Annotated in this window: 14 protein-coding genes, 1 other RNA gene and 2 pseudogenes; 11 read left to right on the plus strand and 6 right to left on the minus strand. The window is 62.3% G+C overall.

Going from position 1 to position 21,616, the window contains the following annotated elements:
* Positions 1-139 precede the first annotated feature (139 nt).
* Positions 140-832, plus strand: coding sequence for an energy transducer TonB (locus IPP03_13895; protein ID MBL0353683.1), 693 nt, complete (start codon positions 140-142; stop codon positions 830-832).
* 27 nt (positions 833-859) lie between these two features.
* Here the strand turns inward: IPP03_13895 and ssrA are convergent.
* From ssrA to IPP03_13915, 4 genes are all read right to left on the minus strand, one after another.
* Positions 860-1,187, minus strand: a transfer-messenger RNA (tmRNA) gene (ssrA, locus tag IPP03_13900).
* A gap of 39 nt (positions 1,188-1,226) precedes the next feature.
* Entirely contained in the window at positions 1,227-1,751 is a 525-nt protein-coding gene (locus tag IPP03_13905) for a hypothetical protein (protein ID MBL0353684.1), read from the minus strand.
* Positions 1,748-2,647, minus strand: a complete 900-nt coding sequence (locus IPP03_13910) for a DUF4824 family protein (protein MBL0353685.1) — start codon at positions 2,645-2,647, stop codon at positions 1,748-1,750. The genes IPP03_13905 and IPP03_13910 overlap by 4 nt, the downstream gene beginning before the upstream one ends.
* Complete coding sequence (locus IPP03_13915) at positions 2,644-3,729, minus strand: DUF2157 domain-containing protein (protein MBL0353686.1); 1,086 nt, start codon at positions 3,727-3,729, stop codon at positions 2,644-2,646. Before IPP03_13915 ends, IPP03_13910 begins: the two co-directional genes overlap by 4 nt.
* A 119-nt stretch (positions 3,730-3,848) precedes the next feature.
* Here IPP03_13915 and IPP03_13920 point away from each other — a divergent pair, with 119 nt between their 5' ends.
* The gene (locus IPP03_13920) at positions 3,849-6,392 is read left to right on the plus strand and encodes a DEAD/DEAH box helicase family protein (GenBank protein ID MBL0353687.1); all 2,544 of its coding nucleotides are present in this window, start codon (positions 3,849-3,851) and stop codon (positions 6,390-6,392) included.
* A gap of 15 nt (positions 6,393-6,407) precedes the next feature.
* Positions 6,408-8,396: an N-6 DNA methylase gene (locus IPP03_13925; protein MBL0353688.1), complete on the plus strand. Its 1,989-nt coding sequence runs from the start codon at positions 6,408-6,410 to the stop codon at positions 8,394-8,396.
* Positions 8,397-8,587: 191 nt separating this feature from the next.
* Here the strand turns inward: IPP03_13925 and IPP03_13930 are convergent, their stop codons facing one another.
* Positions 8,588-9,184 (minus strand): riboflavin synthase, encoded by a 597-nt coding sequence (locus IPP03_13930; GenBank protein ID MBL0353689.1) that lies wholly within the window; start codon positions 9,182-9,184, stop codon positions 8,588-8,590.
* A 123-nt stretch (positions 9,185-9,307) separates the two neighbouring features.
* Between IPP03_13930 and IPP03_13935 the strand changes: the two are divergent.
* The 4 genes and pseudogenes from IPP03_13935 to IPP03_13950 all read left to right on the plus strand — a co-directional run bounded on the left by IPP03_13935 (position 9,308) and on the right by IPP03_13950 (position 15,223).
* Positions 9,308-10,258, plus strand: a pseudogene (locus IPP03_13935) (ABC transporter substrate-binding protein).
* Between the two features lie 84 nt (positions 10,259-10,342).
* A complete protein-coding gene (locus IPP03_13940; protein ID MBL0353690.1) occupies positions 10,343-11,482 on the plus strand; it encodes an ABC transporter substrate-binding protein in 1,140 nt (379 codons plus the stop codon).
* A 127-nt stretch (positions 11,483-11,609) separates the two neighbouring features.
* A pseudogene (locus tag IPP03_13945) lies at positions 11,610-14,459 on the plus strand (ATP-binding cassette domain-containing protein).
* The gene (locus tag IPP03_13950; protein ID MBL0353691.1) at positions 14,459-15,223 is read left to right on the plus strand and encodes an ABC transporter ATP-binding protein; all 765 of its coding nucleotides are present in this window, start codon (positions 14,459-14,461) and stop codon (positions 15,221-15,223) included. The pseudogene IPP03_13945 and the gene IPP03_13950 overlap by 1 nt, the downstream one beginning before the upstream one ends.
* 37 nt (positions 15,224-15,260) lie before the next feature.
* Here IPP03_13950 and IPP03_13955 read toward each other — a convergent pair whose 3' ends face one another.
* On the minus strand, positions 15,261-17,228 hold the full coding sequence (locus IPP03_13955) for a hypothetical protein (protein ID MBL0353692.1): 1,968 nt from the start codon (positions 17,226-17,228) through the stop codon (positions 15,261-15,263).
* Between the two features lie 227 nt (positions 17,229-17,455).
* Here IPP03_13955 and mnmG point away from each other — a divergent pair, with 227 nt between their 5' ends.
* The 4 genes from mnmG to IPP03_13975 are packed head-to-tail and all read left to right on the plus strand — an operon-like array spanning position 17,456 to position 21,577.
* Positions 17,456-19,354, plus strand: coding sequence for a tRNA uridine-5-carboxymethylaminomethyl(34) synthesis enzyme MnmG (gene mnmG, locus IPP03_13960; protein MBL0353693.1), 1,899 nt, complete (start codon positions 17,456-17,458; stop codon positions 19,352-19,354).
* A complete protein-coding gene (gene rsmG, locus IPP03_13965; protein ID MBL0353694.1) occupies positions 19,351-19,968 on the plus strand; it encodes a 16S rRNA (guanine(527)-N(7))-methyltransferase RsmG in 618 nt (205 codons plus the stop codon). Before mnmG ends, rsmG begins: the two co-directional genes overlap by 4 nt.
* A complete protein-coding gene (locus tag IPP03_13970) occupies positions 19,965-20,726 on the plus strand; it encodes a ParA family protein (protein ID MBL0353695.1) in 762 nt (253 codons plus the stop codon). The genes rsmG and IPP03_13970 overlap by 4 nt, the downstream gene beginning before the upstream one ends.
* Positions 20,723-21,577, plus strand: coding sequence for a ParB/RepB/Spo0J family partition protein (locus IPP03_13975; GenBank protein ID MBL0353696.1), 855 nt, complete (start codon positions 20,723-20,725; stop codon positions 21,575-21,577). Before IPP03_13970 ends, IPP03_13975 begins: the two co-directional genes overlap by 4 nt.
* Positions 21,578-21,616: the final 39 nt, after the last annotated feature.

Here is a 21,616-nt window from a genome sequence, read left to right on the forward strand (position 1 = left end):
AGACCGCCCCGGCAGCCGCCGGGGCGTTTTGTTTCGTGCGCAGCATTCATGAATTCGGCGGCTTTTCGCTGTCGACCGCAGCGCGCTTGCGGGCGGTGATGGCGTGACGCTGCCTGTCCCGAAAAGTTAAAATCCACGGATGAATGGCGTATTGCTGGATCTTCCTCCGAAAAGCCCCGAATGGTCGCGGATAAGCAAATTCATTGCCATTGCGCTCGGCCTGCATGGGGCGGTTCTGCTTTACCCGCTGACCTTGTCGAGCAGCCAGGTCGTCAACCCGCCGCCGGCTGTGGTCATCGTGCGACTGGTCGATACGGTAGTGCCACCCGCGCCGCTACCACTGCCGGTGCAGGCCGTACCCAAACCTGAACCCGTCCCGCAAGCGCGACCGGTGCCGAAAGCGGTCTCCAAGCCGCGGGCCAAGATTTCGCGCCCCATTCTGGCGATGCCAGCGGCGCCGGCCGCGCCGCCCCCGGATTTCTCCGTTCCGGTGGTCGCCGAGCCGGTAGCCCGGCCAACCGCCGATGTCGCGCCGGCTCCGGCAGCCGTCACTGCCGCCCGCTTCGACGCTGCCTACCTGCAAAATCCGCGCCCTTCCTATCCGCCCTTGTCGCGTCGTCTGGGCGAGGAAGGCAAGGTATTGCTCAGGGTTCGCGTCAGCGCCCAAGGGCAGCCGCTCACGGTCGACCTCGAAAAAGGCAGCAATTTTGAGCGGCTGGACGAGGCCGCCCGTCGGGTCGTCACGCACTGGCGTTTCGTGCCGGCCCGACGGGGCGACGAAGCCATCGAGGCGACGGTGATCGTGCCGATCGTGTTCCGGTTTGATGGTTGAGCGGGCTTGAAAAAGCCGGTCCGGAATTGACGGTGGGGACCGAAGTCCCCACCGGCTGTCTTTGGTAACAAGGCTTCAGCAGCCCCGGCTAGCCGTTTTTAGGCGGCGATAGCGAAATGCTCATCATTGGCATTTATGGATTTGCTTCATTAACGTCGATCGCCTGACGAGTTGCCTGCGCACCTTTGCCCGCCCTGTCGAAACCGGTACATCCCCACCTAAACGCATCCGGATACGCTTAGGTGGAGATGAGGGGAGTCGAACCCCTGTCCAGAACGCCTCGAGATTGCCGGAATTACAACTATGAGCAATATGGTACAGCGTTAAATCGCGCCTTTCAATCCACTTGGCGCGTCGAATTGTGGTCAATTTGTAACTGTCCGACCGCTTTCATTCAGCGGGCGCACCAATCCCGGCGGTCGCCCCGGCCGAAAGGCATCGACTGGCGCTCGGTTAGGCTCGCGGTGGTGCGGACCCTGCCGCTCGTTCCGTCAAAGAACACGTTGAAGCGCGCCGGTTCGTTGAAATCGTCGCACCAGCGCCACTCCCAGACCAGTTCGTCGCGTGCGGCGAAATAGAGGGTCCATCCCGGGAACGGGGGACCGATGACGCGCAACACTTCCTCCTGGGTCATGCCTTCACGGAGGCGGGCAAAATGCTTCGACTCGAGGACGTTCTCCCGGCTCGCGAAGAAGCCCTTGGGGTCGATCCGCACCATGTAGGTCTGGACACCGGCCGGACCGCGCGGATAGGCCAGCACTTGGCTGCCATCCGGCTCCTGCCAGCGCATGGCGGGTTCCCCCATCAACTGGATGACTTCGCTGGTGTTGCTGACGCCGGGCATAAGTCCGCGTCCGTCGTATGACGCGCACCCGGCGATCAGCAGCGCGCAGATCAGGGCGATGATGACTTCTTTCATCGGGAGTCTCCTGGATCGTTTGCTGGTAGGCTCCCGCCCGCCTTGGGAACCGGTTTCAAATCGGCAATCCACGGTTCGAGGCGCTGACCGACCAGAAATTCCGCTTCGAAACGGTCCCCGCCACCGGGTTCGCCAACGCCGCGCGTCGATGCGAGCGGCCGGCGCAGGGCGTGGGGCACATGAATCTGGCCCGTGCTGATGTGGGAGACGAAGCCGGCAGCCGCCTCAGCGCTCCCACCGCGCCCGCGCAGGGTTGGCCGCACGGTTCCGTGAATCAGCAGGAAACGGCTGCGGTCGGGATACTTCCCGCGCAATTCCCGGGCGTCCAGTCCGGCGTCGATGACGAACAACCGGCTGTTTGAGTCCTCCTCGCGTGCAAGCTGATCTCTGGCCTGCTTGGCGCGGTCGGCGAACTGCTTGCTGCCGACGTTGGCGGCGGCAGCGGCGGCGTGGCGACCGGCATTTTCGCGGGCGCTTGCGAGCGTCTGCTGCCACGCCTGGCCAGCAAGTTCCAGAACGAGAATCACCTCGCGCGGCAACTGCCGGGTGTAGCGCCGGCGCCCGCTATCGGAATCGAGGTCGCCGGACGCGAACCCCAGCGCCGCCATGTGTGCCGCATCGAGCCATTCGGGCGTGCCGCCATTGAACGTATCGCCGCTGAAGGGGTCTCCCGCCTTGCGGTCTACGACACGCCAGTTCAAATTGAGCGAGAGACCGCTGTCCTCGGCGAAACGCAGGCTGCGCCAGGGCAATCCGAGTTCCCGCTCGCTCAGGGTCAGCGCGCTCTCCGGGGTGCCGGAACGGTTCCACCAGACGCCGCCCAGCGCCACGGCGTTGGTCAGCATGATCAGCCCGATGCCAAGGCCCAGGGTGCGGCGGCGTGTCCATTTCCTCATGGCGCGCCCTTCCCTGCGGGTGGCCGGAACGTGTGGCGCAGTCGCTTGAGGATGAGCAGGATCAGCACGGCGGCCAGGCCGATCACCAGGAAGAACAGATACTTCGGCATGATCTCCCACCACCATTGGTAGAACTTGGTGTACAGGAAGATGACGAAGAAGACGATGCCGGTGTTGACCGTTTCCGGCCAGCCGCGGTGCGCGCCGAGCCAGATGGCGAGTGCGGCGGCGATGAAGCCGGCGACCTGGTAGGCGCCCTCGATCAGGCCGGGGTCGAGGTCGAGATGGCTCGCCCGCCCCCAATGGCTGAGGATCAGCATCGGGATGAAGACGCTGAGCAGCCCGAACACCCGGTAGATGGCGGCGAAGCCGGGAAAGCGCCGGTGCCTGACCATGAGCGGGAAGGTGAAGAGCAGCGCGGCAAGGGGGAAGAAATTCTCCGGGCGCTCGCCGGCATGCAGCCAGTAGACGCCGCTCCAGGTGCCGACGCGCGCCTGGAACCAGGCGATGACGCAGCAGATGCCGGCCGCCAGCAGCAGGCGAAGATCGCAGGTGTAGGCGAGCAGGAAGGCCAGCGCCGCCCAGGGAATCAGCGCCTTGTCCGAGGGTGTGATGTTGAAGATCTGGCCGAGCATCATGATGTTGAGCACGAAACACGCGAAGGCCACCAATGCGGCAAGCTTGGTGAAGTAGCCGGTGGCATCGCGCCCCTGCAGCCACATCGTCAGGCCAAAGCTGGCGAGCGAACTGCCGATCAGGATGGCGACCTGTGCCGTTTCGCCGAAATGGCCCCAGAACTGGTAGAAGAGAAAGAACACGCTGGCCGCCAGCGCCAGCGCGCCAAGGAAGGAGGCGACGCGCATGCCGAGAGAAAGCTGCTTGGCGCGGCTGTCACGGTCAACGTCGAAAAGCGTCGCAAATTCGCCGAGCAGGCGTTCGTGGTGTTTGCTTACTGCCGCCTGTTGCCCCACATCCAGCCGCAGAACACCTTCGTCGGCCAGACGCGCGAGTTCATTCCGGAAGGTATGGATGTCATCGACCCGCCCCTGCGCTTCCGCACGTGTGGGGGAGTGACTATTCATCGCGCAAGCTGCAACAAGCCATGGATTCCTCTGCTGGCAAGACCAGGGACATAGTACCATCCGGGCGCAGCTCGGAGCTTTTCCGATGCCTCCAGTGAGCGTCCAAAGAGACAACGAACATGGCCAAGGAAGCCAAAGCGCGAATCAAGATCAACAAGATGCTGGAAGATTCCGGCTGGCGTTTTTTCGATGATGCCACGGGTAAGGCCAACATCATCCTGGAACCCAGGGTCAAGCTGACCAAAGCCTTGATTGATGCGTTCGGCGACAACTTCGAGGACACGACAAACGGCTTCATCGACTTCCTGCTGCTCGACGAGGCAGGTTTCCCGCTGGTCGTGCTCGAAGCCAAATCGGAAGACAAGAATCCGCTGGTTGGCAAGGAGCAGGCGCGCAAATACGCCAAGTCGCAAAACTGCCGCTTCGTCATCCTTTCCAACGGCAACCTGCATTACTTCTGGGATCTGGAGCAGGGCAACCCACACATCATCACGCGCTTTCCGTCGCCCGATTCGATCAAGAGTTATCAACGCTACCAGCCCAACCCGCAGCGCCTGATCAGCGAACAGGTCGGCAAGGACTACATCGCCCTAACGCAAATGCCAGGCTACGCAGCCGAAGCCGGCTGGAACAATGCCGCCGAGCGCGAAGCCTTCATCCAGAAAAACCGCCTGCGCTTCCTGCGCGATTACCAGAAGCGGGCCATCCACGCGATTCAGGATGCCGTCGCCGAAGGCCACAGCCGTTTCCTGTTAGAAATGGCCACCGGCACCGGCAAGACCCTGACCGCCGCCGCCGTCATCAAGCTCTTTCTGCGTACCGGCAACGCCCGCCGGGTGCTCTTTCTCGTCGATCGGCTGGAACTTGAAGATCAGGCCAACAAGGCCTTCATCGCCCAACTTAGGAACGATTACACCTCGGTCATCCACAAGGAACGGCGCGACGAGTGGCGCAAGGCCGAGATTGTCGTCACCACCGTGCAGTCGCTGCTGTTCAACGATAAATACAGACGCCTGTTTTCGCCGACCGATTTCGATCTGGTGATTTCCGACGAAGCCCACCGCTCCATCGGCGGCAACGCTCGCGCCGTGTTCGAATATTTCGTCGGCTACAAACTCGGCCTGACGGCGACGCCGCGCGACTACCTCAAGAAATTCGACGCCAGCAAACCCGGCACGCGCGACCCGCGCGAAGCCGAGCGCCGCCTGTTGCTCGACACCTATCGCACCTTCGGCTGCGAGTCCGGGCAACCGACCTACCGCTATTCGCTGCTCGACGGCGTGCGCGAGGGCTACCTCATCAACCCGGTGGTCGTCGATGCCCGCACCGCCATCACCACGCAACTGCTCTCCGACAAAGGTTATGCCGTCGCTGCCACCGTCACGGAAGATGGCGCCGAGCAGGAAAGCTTTTTCCAGAAAGATTTCGAGAAGAAATTTTTCTCCGAGGCCACCAACCGCCTCTTCTGCCAGACCTTCCTTGAAAACGCCCTGCGCGATCCGATCAGCCACGAACTCGGCAAGGCCATCGTCTTCGCCGTCAGTCAGAGCCACGCCGCCAAGCTGACGCAAGTCTTCAACGAGTTGGCCGACACGCTCTGGCCCGGCAAATACCAGTCCGATTTCGCGGTGCAGGTCACTTCGCTGATTTCCGATGCGCAGCAATACACGATCAATTTCACCAACAACAATCTGCTCGGCTCGGCCAATTTCCTCGACGCCTACAAGACCAGCAAGGCGCGGGTCTGCGTCACAGTCGGCATGATGACCACCGGTTACGACTGCCCGGACATCCTCAACCTCGGCTTGATGCGGCCGATCTTCTCGCCGTCCGACTTCGTGCAGATCAAGGGGCGCGGTACGCGCAAGCACGACTTCCTCGACCAGCTTTTCGACAAGCAGTTGAAGGCGCAGATCGGCAAACAGGAAAAGGCCAAGTACAAGCTGTTCGATTTCTTCGCCAACTGCGAATACTTCGAGGAGAAATTCAACTACGACGAAGTCTTGAAGCTGCCACGGCGTGGCGCCGGAGGAGAGGGGCCGGAGTCGCCGCCCCCGCCGCCTTCGGGTCAATACGAGCACAGAGGCGATGACGCCCTGAAGCTGTTGGCGGAACAGGCCGTCGGCGCGCAGGGCATGATGATTGACCGCATGTTCTTCGAGGGTTTTGAAAACACGGTCAAGGCCGATCCAGTCTTGCAGCGGCAGGTCGACAACGAGCAATGGGATCAGGCCGTTGACCATGTCACTACCCATCTGTTCGACAAGCCTGCCGAGTTTTACACCCTCGACAAGCTGCGCCGCGCCGCCGGCGTCAATCGTCGCCTGACCCTGCGCGAGATTCTGGAAAAAATCTTCGGCCTCATCCCCTACTTCAAAGGCAAGGACGAAATGCTCGAAGACGAATTTCAGAAGTTCCTGCTCGACCAGTCGCCCGATGCGCTGAACAAGCATGCCAACGCCGTCGTCGCCATGAAGTATTTCTTCAAGGCCTACGCGACCGATGGGCGCCTGCGCGACATCATCGAGAAGAAACGCCTCACCGACCTCAACGTCAATCCCGCGTTCAGCATGGCCGACTTCAAGGCCGTGCCCAAGGAATGGCGCGAGCGCATCCCGGAGTACGTGAAGGATTACGTGCCCCTAAACCAGTTCATGCAATAGGAAGCCGCACGCCCCATGCTCGACAGCGACACCAAGCGCCGCATCGACTCCTGCCGCGACATTCTCGTCGGCAAAGTGCCCGACCCGAAATCGCAGGTCGAACAGATCACCATCGCGCTGATTTACAAGTTCATGGACGACATGGACGCCGAGGCCGAAGAACTCGGCGGCGCACGCAGCTTCTTCACCGGCGACCACGCCAGATTCGGCTGGGCCAGGCTGATGGCGCCCGGCATGGGCGGCTTCGAGGTGCTGGCGCTGTATTCCGAAGCGATCGGCAGGATGAACCAGAACCCCGGTATTCCGCCGCTGTTCCGCGACATCTTCAAGAACGCCTACCTGCCCTACCGCGACCCGGAAACCCTGCGCGCCTTCCTCAAGGAAATCGACGGCTTCACCTACGACCATTCCGAACGCCTCGGCGATGCCTTCGAATACCTGCTCTCGGTGCTCGGCAGCCAGGGCGACGCCGGCCAGTTCCGCACGCCGCGCCACATCATCGACTTCATGGTCGAGGTAATCGACCCCAAGAAAAATGAAAGCATTCTCGACCCCGCCTGCGGTACGGCCGGCTTCCTGATTTCGGCGTGGAAGCACATCCTCAAGCACAACACCACCCCTCGCCCTCAGGGAGTGTGGCCGGGGGTGAGGGTGGGCGACATGCTCACGCCCGAAGAGCGCGCCAACCTCGCCGCCAACATCCACGGCTACGACATCTCGCCCGACATGGTGCGCCTGAGCCTGGTCAATATGTACCTGCACGGCTTCAGCGACCCGCACATTGTCGAATATGACACCCTGACCAACGAGGAACGCTGGAATGAAACCGCCGACGTCATCCTCGCCAACCCGCCCTTCATGTCGCCGAAGGGCGGCATTAAGCCGCACAAGCGCTTCTCGGTGCAGGCGACGCGCTCCGAAGTGCTGTTCGTCGACTACATGGCCGAACACCTCAGCCCGCAAGGCCGCGCCGCCATCGTCGTGCCCGAAGGCATCATTTTCCAGAGCGGCACCGCCTACAAAAAACTGCGCGAGATGCTGGTCAAGAATTCGCTGGTCGCCGTCGTCTCGCTGCCGGCCGGCGTCTTCAACCCGTATTCGGGTGTCAAGACTTCGATCCTGATCCTCGACAAGCGACTGGCGAAAACATGCGATTCGGTGCTGTTCGTCAAGGTGGCAAATGACGGTTTCGGCCTCGGTGCACAACGCCGCGCGGTGACCGGTAGCGATCTGCCGGAAGCGAAGCGCCTGCTCGACGCGTTTTTTGCCACGCCGGAGAAATTTGAGAACGGCGCGACGACGCACAAGGTGGTGCGGGCGAAGATTGGAGAGAAAGGGGAGTGGAACATCAGCGGCGACCGATATCGTATTGGTGATCCAGCTACCTATCAGCCTCACTTGATGGTCAAACTTGGCGATGTTTGCGAATCAATTTCAGACGGCGATCATCAACCTCCGCCAAAATCTTCCGAAGGTGTGCCGTTTATCACCATCTCCAACGTGACAGATAATCAGATTTCGTTCGAAAACACCTTCCGCGTTTCACGAGAGTATTTTGACGCCATCAAAGAGACACGAAAACCCAAAACTGGTGATGTTCTCTTCACGGTCACCGGTTCATTCGGAATTCCCGTACTGGTTGCAAACTCAACGGAATTCTGCTTCCAGCGGCACATCGCATTGCTCCGGCCATCATCGGAAAAAATCTCACCCGAATTCCTGTTCCAACTTCTGAAATCATCAGGAGTAATGCAGCAGGCCGAAAGAATGGCAACCGGAATGGCACAAAAAACCGTGGCGCTGAAATCGCTAAGAGATTTTTCAATCCCGCTCCCGCCCCTCGCCATCCAGCAAGAAATCGTCGCGGAAATCGAAAGCCATGAGAAGCGTATTGATGAGCTGAAGCAGGAAATTGCCGAGAACGAAGCCAAGATCAAAACCGCCATCAACCGCGTCTGGGGTAAAGCGACCAAACCTGTGGTTGATGAAACAGCGCATAGATGAGTTCAGCGACCCCAGGCTGATGCCGTGACCTCTGTCGGGTTGTTGCGGTCGACACTCTGAAAGCCTCGAAAATGCCAAATTGAAGTCGCGCGCATTCGGATATCGCGCCACTTTGCATATGGATTCAGGATGGCTCTGGGGTGGAAGGGACAACGAGCGGGTATGCGCGGCTTTACCGTGCCCGCCCAATATCAGTCGCTATCGTGACTGCCCAGGAGTCTTTCGCAATAGCGCGCGATCAGATCGACTTCCAGATTGACCCGGCTGCCCACCTTCAGATCGCGCAGCGTCGTGTTTTCCAGCGTGTGCGGGATCAGGTTGATGGTGAAGATTTCGCCGGCGACCTCGTTGGTGGTCAGGCTTGTGCCATTGATGGTGATCGAGCCCTTGCGCGCGATAAATCTGGCCAGTTCCTCCGGGGCCTGGATTTCCAGCAGGCGGTTGTCGCCGACCGGGTCGAAGCGCAGCACCACGCCGACGCCGTCGACGTGCCCCGATACCAAATGACCGCCGAGACGGTCCATCAGGCGTAGCGCCTTTTCGAGGTTGATCTCTCCCGGCGCATCAAGGCCGACCGTACAGGATAGCGTCTCCGGGGAGACATCGACCATGAAGTGATTGGCCTCCTTCCCGACGACGGTCAGGCAGACCCCGTTGCAGGCGATGGAATCACCGAGGCCGACGTCGTCGAGGCCGAGCTTGCCGCCTTCGATGTGCAGACGGAATCCCGCCTCGCGCGCGGTCAGGTGGGTGATGCGGCCGACCGCGGCAATGATTCCGGAGAACATGGGAGACACCATTGGCAAAAGCGCGACTCTAACACGCCTGCCCGTTCGTGCTGCTTGCACTCAAGCCTGGATGGTAATAGGGTTTTGATTTTTGCGTAATCGATTCACCATAGGGAGAGACAAATGAAAAAGACAATCGTTGCCACGCTGCTTTCGGCGCTCGCCGCAACCGTCATGGCCGACATCAATGTCGGCGTGACGCTCTCGGCGACGGGCCCGGCGGCCTCGCTCGGCATTCCCGAGAAGAACACCATCGACCTGTTGCCGAAGACGATCGGCGGGCAGAAGGTCAATTACATCGTCCTTGACGATGCGTCCGACACGACGACCGCGGTCAAGAATGCGCGGAAGCTGATCAGCTAGAACAAGGTCGATGTCTTGATCGGCTCGACGACGACGCCCAATTCGCTGGCGATGATCGACGTCGCCGCCGAGACCGAAACGCCGGTGATCGCGATGGCCGCTTCGGCACGCATCGTCGAACCGATGGACGACAAGACGAAATGGGTCTTCAAGACACCGCAGAACGATGCGCAGATGTCGACCGCCATCGTCAAGAACATGACCAACAACAACGTCAAGACTGTCGCCTATATCGGCTTTTCCGACGCTTACGGCGAGGGCTGGTGGAACGAGTTCTCGAAGATTGCCGAGGCGCGCAAGATCAAACTGGTCGCCAATGAGCGTTTCAACCGCACCGACACCTCGGTCACCGGCCAGATCCTCAAGATCCTCGCCGCCCAGTTGCCGGCCGATCATCCGGTCAAGAAATCGGCGATGGAATATGTGACGAAATACGAAGCCGCCCAGGGCAAGGGCACGGTGCCCACCTTCGGTGCCCATGCCTGGGATGCCGGCCTACTACTGGCTACTGCCGCGCCAGTGGCGTTGAAGAAGGCGCAGCCGGGCAGCAAGGAGTTCCGTGCCGCGTTGCGCGATGCGCTGGAGGGCACCAAGAATCTGCCGGCTGCCCATGGCGTCTTCAACATGAGCCCGACCGACCATCTCGGCTTTGACCAGCGCGCCCGGGTCATGGTCATGGTGGAAAACGGCAACTGGAAGCTGCTGAAATAGATGGTCGCGATACCCGCGGTGCAGCCCGGCGCGAGTTGTGCCGCGTGGTAGACTGGCAGTTTTGGCTTTCCCCGGAGACATGACGTGTTGAAGAAACTGACCCTGATTGCGCTGGCTACACTGTCGGCGGTTGCCCTCGCCGACATCAACGTCGGCGTCTCAGTTTCGGCAACCGGCCCGGCGGCCTCCCTCGGCATCCCGGAAAGGAACACGATCGCTCTCTTGCCGACGACCATTGGCGGCCAGAAAGTCAATTACATCGTCCTCGACGATGCCACCGACCCGACGGCGGCGACGAAGAACATCAAGAAGCTGATCAGCGAGAACAGGGTCGATGTGGTTATCGGTTCGACGACGACGCCGAATTCGCTGGCGATGATCGATGTCGCGGTCGACAATGAAACACCGTTGATTTCCATGGCCGGTTCGGCGATGGTCGTCGAACCGATGGACGCCAAGCGTCGTTGGGTTTTCAAAACTGCCCAGAACGATGCCCACATGGTCACCGCCATCGTCCAGCACATGACCGACAAGAACATCAAAACCGTCGCCTTCATCGGCTTTGCCGACGCCTATGGGGAAGGCTGGTACCAGCAGTTCGCCAGAATCGCCGAAGCGCGCAAGTTGAAGATCGTCGCCAGCGAGCGCTTTCAGCGCACCGATACCTCGGTGACCGGTCAGGTACTCAAGGTTATCGCCGCCAAGCCCGATGCCGTCCTGATCGGCGGCGCCGGTACCCCGGCCGCGTTGCCGCAGAAGGCGCTCAAGGAAAAAGGCTACAAGGGTCTGATCTACCAGACCCACGGCGTTGCCAACAGCGATTTCCTGCGTATCGGCGGCAAGGATGTCGAGGGTGCATTCCTGCCGGTGGGTCCGATGCTTGTCGCCGCCCAGTTGCCGAACGACAACCCGCTCAGGAAATCGGCGCTGGAGTATGTGACGAAGTACGAAGCCGTGTACGGCAAGGGCAGCGTCAGTTCCTTCGGGGGCCACGCCTGGGATGCCGGCGTGCTGTTGCAGAACGCCATTCCGGTCGCGCTGAAGAAAGCGGAGCCGGGAACCAGGGAATTCCGCAAGGCGCTGCGCGATGCGCTGGAAAATACCCAGGATCTGCCGGCGGCGCTCGGGGTCTTCAACATGACGGCAAACGACCATCAGGGATTCGACCAGCGCGCGCGGGTCATGGTGACCATTGAAAACAATACCTGGAAACTGCTCAAGTAAGCGCCCGCTTGCGCTGGGCATGACGGAAATAAATGTCGTGCCAATTGCCCCATCGCGTTTTACCTCTTTGCGGTCCGGATTGGCGGGGCACCCCGGGAATCGCCGGCGCAGCCGGATTCGCTGATCCATGGATCTGCAGATCTTCCTTCTCCTTGGCTAGGATGGCATCACCAACGGCGCCATCTATGCCCTGCTGGCGCTGGTGCTGGTGCTGGTGTTCGCGGTCACCCGCGCCATCTTTATTCCGCAGGGGGAGTTCGTCGCCTACGGCGCGCTGACCCTTGCTTCGCTGCTGGCGGGCAAGGTGCCGGGCACGATCTGGCTGTTGCTGGTGCTCGGGACGGCGATAGCTGTCTTAGATGGCATCCGTCTCCTGCGCGAGGGGCGCTTCCGCAAGTTGCCACCGCTGCTGATCTACAACATCGGAATTCCGCTGGTCTTTGCCGGTGGCCTGTTCGTCGTGCCGGCGACGCAGCTGCCGCTGTCGGCGCAGGTCGTGATGGCGATGCTGCTGGTCGTGCCGCTGGGTCCGATGATCTATCGCCTGGCCTACCAGCCGGTGGCGAGCGCTTCGGTGCTTGTCCTGCTGATCGTCTCGGTGGCCGTGCACCTGACGCTGATCGGCCTCGGGCTGCTTTTCTTCGGTGCCGAGGGCTCGCGGACGCCGGCATTTACCGACATCAACTTCGAACTGGCTGACGCGCCCTTGCAGGGGCAGACCATTCTGGTTGTCGTCGCCTCGGCCCTTCTGATCATCGGACTTTATTTCTTCTTCGAGCGCACCATCTACGGCAAGGCGCTGCGCGCCACCGCGATGAACCGCACGGGGGCCCGCCTGATGGGGATTCCAGCGGCACTGGCCGGCAAGCTGTGCTTCACCTTCGCGGCAGCGATCGGCGCCTTCTCGGGCATCCTGATCGCACCGATCACGACCATCTACTACGATTCCGGTTTCCTGATCGGCCTCAAGGGTTTCGTCGGCGCCATTATCGGCGGCCTCGCCTCGTATCCGGTCGCCGCTCTCGGTGCCTTGCTGGTCGGCCTGCTCGAATCCTATTCTTCGTTCTACGCCAGCGCCTTCAAGGAAGTGATCGTGTTCACGCTGATCATCCCGGTGCTGCTGTGGCGCTCGCTGACCGCGCACCACGCCGAGGACGATGATGAGCACACCGACATTGTCAGCGCCGATCCCGGGCACGCGCGGATTGCCAGCCGCTGGCGCCGCTATCTGCCGTTTGCCGCCTTCGCTGGCCTGTTGCTGCTTGCTCCCCAAGTCCTGCCCGAATTCTCGGTCACCCTGCTCAACTACATCGGACTCTATGCCATCGTCGCGGTTGGATTGGTGTTGCTGACCGGCGTCGGCGGCCTCACCTCCTTCGGGCAGGCGGCTTTCGTCGGTCTCGGCGCCTACACGACGGCATGGCTGACGACGACGCACTGCTTTTCGCCGTGGATCACCCTGTTCATCGGATTTGCCATCACCGGTGCCGTGGCGTTTTTCCTCGGCTTTATCACGCTGCGCACGGGCGGCCATTACCTGCCGTTGGGCACCATCGCCTGGGGCATCAGCCTGTACTTTCTGTTTGGCAACGTCGATTTCCTCGGCGGCCACACGGGGATCACCGGCATTCCGCCAGTGGCGCTGTTCGGATGGGAGCTGAAGTCGGGGCGCGAGTTCTACTACCTGATCTGGATCGTCCTGCTGTTTGCCATCGTCGCCATCCGGAACCTGCTCGATTCGCGCGAAGGTCGGGCGATCAGGGCGCTCCCGGGAGGCATCGTGATGGCCGAGGCGATGGGTGTCGATACCCAGCGCACCAAGATCAAGATCTTTCTGCTGGCCGCGCTGCTGGCGAGCGGTTCAGGCTGGCTCTACGCCCATCTGCAACGCTTCGTGAATCCGACCCCGTTCTCGCTGACGCAGGGTATCGAATACCTGTTCATGGCAGTCGTCGGCGGCATCGGCCACGTCTGGGGAGCCGTTCTCGGGGCGGGCCTGATCACCATCCTCAAGCAGTGGCTGCAGGACTGGCTGCCGCAGATTTTTGGCCAGAGCGGTAATTTCGAGATCATCGTTTTTGGCATCGCCATAATCCTGATCCTGCAAAAAGCGCGCGCCGGGATGTGGCCGCTGATCATGCGCCTGCTGCCGGTGCGTACCCTGCGCCGTGAAATTGTGCAGGCGGAAATGCTCCCCAAACGCGAGTCGACCGCACCGGGCGTCCTGCTTCTCGATGCGAGCGAGGTGACCAAGCGTTTTGGCGGCCTGGTCGCCAATAACAACATGGCGCTGACTGTGAAGGCTGGCGAGGTCATGGCGCTGATCGGTCCGAATGGTGCCGGCAAGAGCGCGATGTTCAACTGCATTTCCGCAGCCAATCCGGCAACCGCGGGCAAGATCGCCTTCCTCGGCGAGTCGACGGAGGCGCTGGCGGCGCGCGAGATCGCCCGCCGCGGCATGAGCCGCACCTTTCAACACGTCCGCCTGCTCGGCCAGATGTCGGTATTGGAAAATGTTGCCATCGGCGCTCACCTGCGTGGCCGCAATGGCTTCATCGCCGCGGCGCTGCGCCTTGATCGTGGCGAAGAGCATCGGCTGATCGCCGAGGCGGTTCGCCAGATCGAGCGGGTCGGCCTTGGCGAGCGCATGTTCGATCCCGCCGGCAGCCTGTCGTTTGGTCAGCAGCGTATCGTTGAAATAGCACGGGCGCTGGCTTCCGACCCCTGCCTGCTGCTCCTCGACGAGCCGGCAGCCGGTCTGCGCTACATGGAAAAAAAGGCGCTCGCCGAACTGCTGCGCAAACTGCGCGCCGAAGGCATGGGCATTCTGCTCGTCGAGCACGACATGGATTTCGTCATGGGGCTTGCCGATCGCGTCGTTGTCATGGAGTTCGGCGAGAAGATCGCCGAGGGCCGGCCGGAAGAAATCCAGCGCGACCCGAAAGTTCTCGAAGCCTACCTCGGGGGAGTGGACTGATGGTCACCAGGCATCCCCACCTGCACGAGCACGAAATCATCCTCGAAGAGAAGAACCTGTCGGTCTCGTACAGCAAGATCGAGGCCGTGCACGATATCAGCCTGACCATCGGCCGCGGCGAGATCGTTACCGTCATCGGCCCCAACGGTGCCGGCAAGACGACGCTGCTGCTGGCATTGATGGGGCTGCTGCCGGCCGTCGGCAGCATCGTCTATATGGGCCATGCGCAAGGTCGCGAGCGGGAGGTCGAAGACCTGGTGCGCCACGGGATGACGCTGGTTCCGGAAAAGCGCGAGCTGTTTGCCGAGATGAGCGTCGAGGACAACCTGGTTCTCGGCGCCTTCGACCGCTACCGAACTGGTCACCGCGACCACATGGAAACCATGGACGAGGTGTTCGAACTCTTCCCGCGCCTCGAGGAACGCCGTGTCCAGCTTGCCGGCACGCTTTCCGGAGGCGAGCGCCAGATGCTGGCGATGGGCCGTGCGCTGATGGCCAAGCCCCGGCTGCTGATGCTCGATGAACCGAGCCTCGGGCTGGCCCCGCTGATCATCAAGGAAATTTTCCGCATCATCGCCGAACTCAGGCAGACGGGTGTCGCCATCCTGTTGATCGAACAGAACGCCCGCGCCGCCTTGCACATAGCCGATTACGGCTATGTCCTGGAAACCGGCGAGGTATCGCTGGCCGGTCCGAGCGGCGAGCTGGCGGCCGACCCGCGCGTCATCGAGAGTTACCTCGGCCTCGGGCACAAGAAGGGCTGAATCCCCAGTCGGGGAGCGGAGGCGCGGTGCGGTCGGGCTACTGCATGCCCCTTTCCTCCCGGCGGTTGTTGTGGCCGGGATTGCCTCCCCGATCGCCATGTCCCGCCGGTCGTGCCTCTGGTCGCGACATTTCGCGCATCGTGGCTGGCTGTGCAGGCATGGGCCTTGGCGCCTCGCGCACCATCGGTGCCGGCGGCCGTTCGTGTGGCGGCGGTTCGCGCCGAGGTTCGCGTGGCGCGGGAGCCGAACGCGGCATCTCGCGCATCGGAGCGGAAGTTGGCGGCATGCGCATCGACTGGACAGGCTCGCGTGGCATTGGCACTGCCGGGCGCTCTTGTAACTGTTGCTCACGAAGTCTGTCACGCCGTGGTTCCTGGGCAGTGACGCCGGGGTGTGGCATATCGCGCATTGATGGTGGTGCCAGACGCGACGGCTCCGGAGCGGGTGACAAAGAGGGTATCGCTGGCGTCTGGCGGGTGCGCTGTTCCACCCGGGGCGCTTCCGGAATCACTGACGGGCTCGGCACCGCCCTGCCCGGCTGACGCTCCTCCGGAACAGGAAAGCGGCTGCGGTTCTCCAGGTTGCGGCTATCGTCCGGGCCCATGCGGAACGGCTGCCGTACTACCTCTCGCCGCGTGTCCGGGGCAGCCTGAGGCGCCAGCACAGCCGGTTGCGGCGTCCGCTCCGACTGGCGGGCAGTGCGCGACGCCCCGGGGCCGGGTGTGAGCCACCCGCTGTCGGGCGCATGCGCGGCCGTCGGAGCCTGCCCGAGTTCCTGGCGGTCACGTGGTCGAATGGCAGCCCGGTCGATCGGCCTGCCGTCGCGGAATGTGCTCGTCGGCACGACGGTGACGGCATGCGGCTGTCGGTGGTACGCGTAGTCCGGCCGGTAGTCGGGCCGCAGCGCGCGATCGACGTCGGCGGCATTCTTGACGTGCGTGACATTGAGCTGGCGGATGTAGTTCGGACTAGTGCGGTAGGCCGGCACATAGACTTCACGCGGAGCCAGCGGGAACCAGCCGACCGCCGGTGCCGAGCCGGACCTGAAGCCGGCGCTCCAGCCCGGGTTGCCGACCCAGCCAACCAGCGCCGGCGCGTAGACCGGGCGCGCGACATAGGTGCCCGGAGCCCAGCCCCAGCGCCCGCGAACCTGAACCCAGCGCCCGTAGTGGAAGGGTGCAAACCCCCAGGGGGCGGCGTCGACCCAGGTCCACCCCCATGGTGCGACCCAGGCCCAGCGGCCATCGCGGTAGGGTGCCCAGTCGGCGGCGACGGCCCTGGGATACCAAATCGAGCCGTAATCGGCTGCCGTGCTCCAGTCACCGTGGTTGTCGAGATCCTCATAGCCGGTCATGTAGGGCGACACGTTGCGCCGTGCCAGTGTGGATTTCTCGCGGTTGTCGCGGGCCGAAACCCAGGCATCGAAATCGTCGCCGTAGCGGGCAGCTTCGATGGTGAGTACGCCACGATCGTCGATGGTGACCATCTCGCCAGCACGCAGGGTGACCGGGCGCTCGTTGGCGTAAATCTCGGCCGAGCCCGACTGGGCAGCAATGATGGTTCGGTCAGGTGCTACCTCGAAGCGATAGCGCCCCATCCCGGAAAACCGAACCTGCCCCGCAGGCGTCGTGACCGCGAGATCGTCGGCTTGATCGCGATCGTGAATTGTGACGGCCAGCGTGCCACCATGCAGCAGGAGGCTTACGCCGCGGTCGTCGACGGCGGCGAATTCCGCTTCGCTGTCGTCGCTGAGCCGGAAGGCGGTCGAGCCGATCCAGATCTCCGCCCTGGCGCCTTGCTCGGTGTCAACGATGGCGCCGCTGCTGACCGGCCAGTTGACCAGGGCCGGGCCGCCAGCGTCCTGTTGATTGGTGCGGAATGTCACGTTGCCCTCGACCTCGGACAGGCGACCGACACGGGCCGGGGGGTCGATCGCTGCGTGCGCGGGTGCCAGGAGGGCGATCATGGTGATCAGTGCGAAGACATGGCGAATAATGGAAAGCATCATCAACTCCGTCGATAGCGGTTGCAGGCAGAGATTGCCGCTCTTTAAAATAACGTGCGTGCGCCGGATCGGATGAATGGCGGTACCGGGCAAGTTGTTACCGATTGTTGCGGGGCGCCTCGGCCTTTCCTGGAACAGGTCGCAGAAGGCAGGTGAAAACCTGTTATTTTTCAGCACTCTGACGTAAAATCCGCCACCCGTTACTGTGCCGCAATCCTCCTGTATCCATGCTCTATCCCACCCGTTTCGATGTCATCGTCGTCGGCGGCGGCCACGCCGGCACCGAAGCCGCGCTTGCCGCAGCGCGGGCCGGAGCGAATACGCTGCTGCTGACGCACAACCTCGATACGCTGGGGGCGATGAGCTGCAATCCGTCGATTGGCGGCATCGGCAAGGGGCATCTGGTACGCGAGGTTGACGCGCTGGGCGGGGCGATGGCGGCGGCGACCGACGAGGCGGGCATCCAGTTCCGCATCCTGAATGCCTCGAAAGGCCCGGCAGTGCGCGCCACGCGCGCCCAAGCCGACCGCGTGCTGTACAAACAGGCGATCCGCGGTCGACTGGAAAATCAGCCCAATTTAACCATTTTTGCCGAAGCCTGCGATGACCTGATCGTTGAAGGCGACAAGGTCTGTGGCGCCGTGACCCAACTCGGCATCCGTTTCATGGCCGAAGCGGTGGTGCTGACCGCCGGCACCTTCCTCAACGGCAAAATCCACGTCGGGCTGGAAAACTACACCGGCGGGCGCATGGGTGATCCGCCTTCGGTGTCGCTGGCTGCCCGGCTCAGGGAACTTAATCTGCCGCAGGGCCGCCTGAAGACCGGCACGCCGCCGCGCCTGGACGGCAAGACTATCGATTTCTCGGTGATGGAAGAGCAGCATTCAGACGATCCGCTACCGATCTTCTCGTTCCTCGGCAACGCCGCCCAGCATCCGCGCCAGTTGCCGTGCTGGATTACCGAAACCAACGAGAAAACGCACGACATCATCCGCAGCGGGCTTGATCGCTCGCCGATGTACACCGGGGTCATCGAAGGCGTCGGCCCGCGCTACTGCCCGTCGATCGAAGACAAGATCCACCGCTTCGCCGACAAGAACCAGCACAACCTCTTCCTCGAACCGGAAGGCCTGACGACGCACGAGATCTACCCGAACGGCGTGTCCACCAGCCTGCCTTTCGATATCCAACTAGCCTTGATCCGCTCGATCCGCGGCCTCGAAAATTGCCACATCCTGCGCCCCGGCTACGCCATTGAATACGATTTCTACGATCCGCGCGCCCTCAAAGACACGCTGGAAACCAAGTCCATCGCCGGCCTCTTTTTCGCTGGCCAGATCAACGGTACGACCGGTTACGAGGAAGCCGCCGCCCAAGGCCTGCTGGCCGGCATCAATGCGGTGCGTTACTTCAAGGGCGAGCCTGGCTGGTGCCCGAGACGCAACGAGGCCTACCTCGGGGTGCTGGTCGACGACCTGATCACGCGCGGCGTTTCCGACCCTTACCGGATGTTCACCAGCCGCGCCGAGTATCGCCTGAGCCTGCGCGAAGACAATGCCGACCTGCGCCTGACCGAACAGGGCCGCGAACTTGGTCTGGTCGACGATGTGCGTTGGACCGCTTTCAGCCGCAAGCGCGACGCCATCGCTGCCGAGCAGGAGCGCCTGAAATCGACCTGGGTCAATCCGAAAATCCTGTCGGCCGAAGAAGCAGTGCGCGTGCTGGGCAAGGCCATCGAGCATGAATACAGTTTGTTCGAGTTGCTGCGCCGGCCGGAAATTTCCTACTGCAACGTGATTTCGCTCGAAATCGACGGTCGACCGCAGGAGTTGCCGGAAATCGACGAGACCGTCGTCGAGCAACTGGAAATTTCCGCCAAGTATCAGGGCTACATTGACCGCCAGGCCGAGGAAGTCGCTCGTTCCGGCGCCTACGAGACCATGGCGCTGCCGACCGGCCTCGATTATGGGGCCGTCGCCGGCATCTCCAACGAGGTAAGGCAGAAGCTTGCCCAGCATCGGCCGCAGACCATCGGCCAGGCCTCGCGAATCCAGGGCATTACCCCGGCCGCCATCTCGTTGCTGCTGATTCACCTGAAGCGCTTGAGCCTTGCGCGGGCGGCATGAGCACGATGACGCTGGCGGCCGGCCTGACCACCCTTGGACTCGCCCTGCCCGACACCGTGCAGCAGCAACTGCTCGCCTTCCGCGACCTGCTGCTCAAGTGGAACAAGACCTACAACCTGACCGCCCTGCGCGACCCGCGACAGGCCATTTCGCATCACCTGCTCGATGCGCTGGCGATCCTGCCACACGTCGGCGCCGGCCCCCTGCTCGATGTCGGCAGTGGTGGCGGTCTCCCCGGTATTCCACTGGCGATTGCCCGTCCCGATCTGTCGGTCACGCTGGTCGATACGGTGCAAAAGAAAACCGCCTTCCTGCGGCAGGCCGCGATCGAGCTTGAATTGAAGAATGTTGCGGTTCACCATGCCCGGGTCGAGGAAATGCGGGGACAATACGCCCAGATCAGTTCGCGCGCCTTTGCTGAACTGGCGCGCTTTGTTGGCGTAACCTGCCACCTTATGGCGCCGGGAGGGCGCTGGCTGGCGATGAAGGGGGCACGGCCCGATGACGAACTCAAGGCGCTGCCGGCCGACAGCGAGGTTGAAGCGATCATCCCGCTTTCCGTACCGGGGCTGGATGCTGAACGACATTTGATCATTTTGAAAGCCGGGTCATGAAAATAGTCGCCATTACCAATCAGAAGGGCGGTGTCGGCAAGACGACGACGGCGGTCAATCTGGCCGCATCGCTAGCCGTCGAAGGTAAGCGCGTCCTGCTGATCGATCTCGATCCGCAGGGCAATGCCACGACCGGCGCCGGAATCACCAAGCAGAAAGCCCTGTCCACCGTCTATCAGATGCTGCTCGGCACCGCCAAGCTGAGCGAGGTCAGCATCAGGACCGACTTTGCATTCGACATCATTCCCGCCAATCGCGAACTTGCCGGAGCCGAAGTCGAGCTGATCGGTCTCAAGGAGCGCGAATACCGCCTGAAGAATGCGCTCCTTGCCGGCCACGCCAGTTATGACTTTATCCTGATCGATTGTCCGCCGGCGCTCAACATGCTGACGGTCAACGGCCTGGTTGCTTCCGACTGCGTTCTAATCCCGATGCAGTGCGAGTATTACGCGCTGGAAGGGCTCTCCGATCTCGTCGAGACCCTGCGCAAGGTACGGACCCATCTCAATTCTCGGCTCGAAATCGAGGGCCTGCTGCGTACCATGTACAACGCGCAGAGCACCTTGACCCGGCAGGTTTCCGGCGAACTGGAGCGCCATTTCGGCAACAAGGTCTACCGCACCATCGTGCCGCGCAATGTCCGGCTCGCCGAGGCGCCCTCCTACGGCAAGCCGGTCATCGCCTTTGACAAAAGCTCGAAGGGCGCGCAGGCGTACAGCGCGCTCGCCAGGGAAATTCTCGAAAGGGTCGCCTCATGATGAAGATGAAAGGACTCGGCCGCGGTCTCGATGCGTTGCTCTCGGGCAGCGACAGGCCGCATGGAGACGAACAGCGGAACCTGCCGGTCGACCGCCTGCGCCCCGGCAAGTATCAGCCGCGGACGCAGATGGATGAAGCTTCGCTGGGAGAACTGGCGGCGTCGATCAAGGCCCAGGGCATCATGCAGCCGATTCTCGTGCGTGCCGTCGACAGCACGCCGGGCGCCGAGCGCTACGAGATCGTCGCCGGCGAGCGGCGCTGGCGTGCCGCGCAACTCGCCGGTCTGGGAGAGGTCCCGGCACTGATCCGCAACATTCCGGATGAGCAGGCGCTGGCGATGGCGTTGATCGAGAACATCCAGCGCGAAAACCTCAACCCGCTCGAGGAAGCGCAAGGGCTGCAACGGTTGATCGACGAATTCGGCCTGACTCACCAGCAAGCTGCCGATGCAGTCGGCCGTTCACGCCCCGCCGCGACCAATTTACTCCGCCTGTTGCAGTTGACCGCAGCGGTCCAGGATATGCTGATGTCGAGCAAGCTGGACATGGGCCACGCCCGGGCACTCCTGCCGCTGGCCGGGGCGCAGCAGGTCGCGCTGGCCCAGCGCATCGTGCACAAGGGGCTTTCGGTGCGCGAGGCCGAGCGGCTGGTGCAGCACCTCCTGAACCCGCCGCGGAAAGCACCAGAAAAAGCTGTCGACCGCGATCTTCTGCGTTTGCAGGAGGAACTATCCGACGGCTTGGGGGCAAGTGTCGCGATCCATTCCAACAGGAAAGGCGCGGGCAAGGTCACCATTGAGTTCGGCAGTCTCGACCAGTTGGACGGCCTGATTTCGCGTCTGCGCGGGTGAGCGATGGCGAAATCCGGAAGGCGTCGCCAATGCCGAGAA

The organism is Candidatus Dechloromonas phosphoritropha (assembly GCA_016722705.1).
Classification (GTDB): Bacteria; Pseudomonadota; Gammaproteobacteria; order Burkholderiales; family Rhodocyclaceae; genus Azonexus; species Azonexus phosphoritrophus.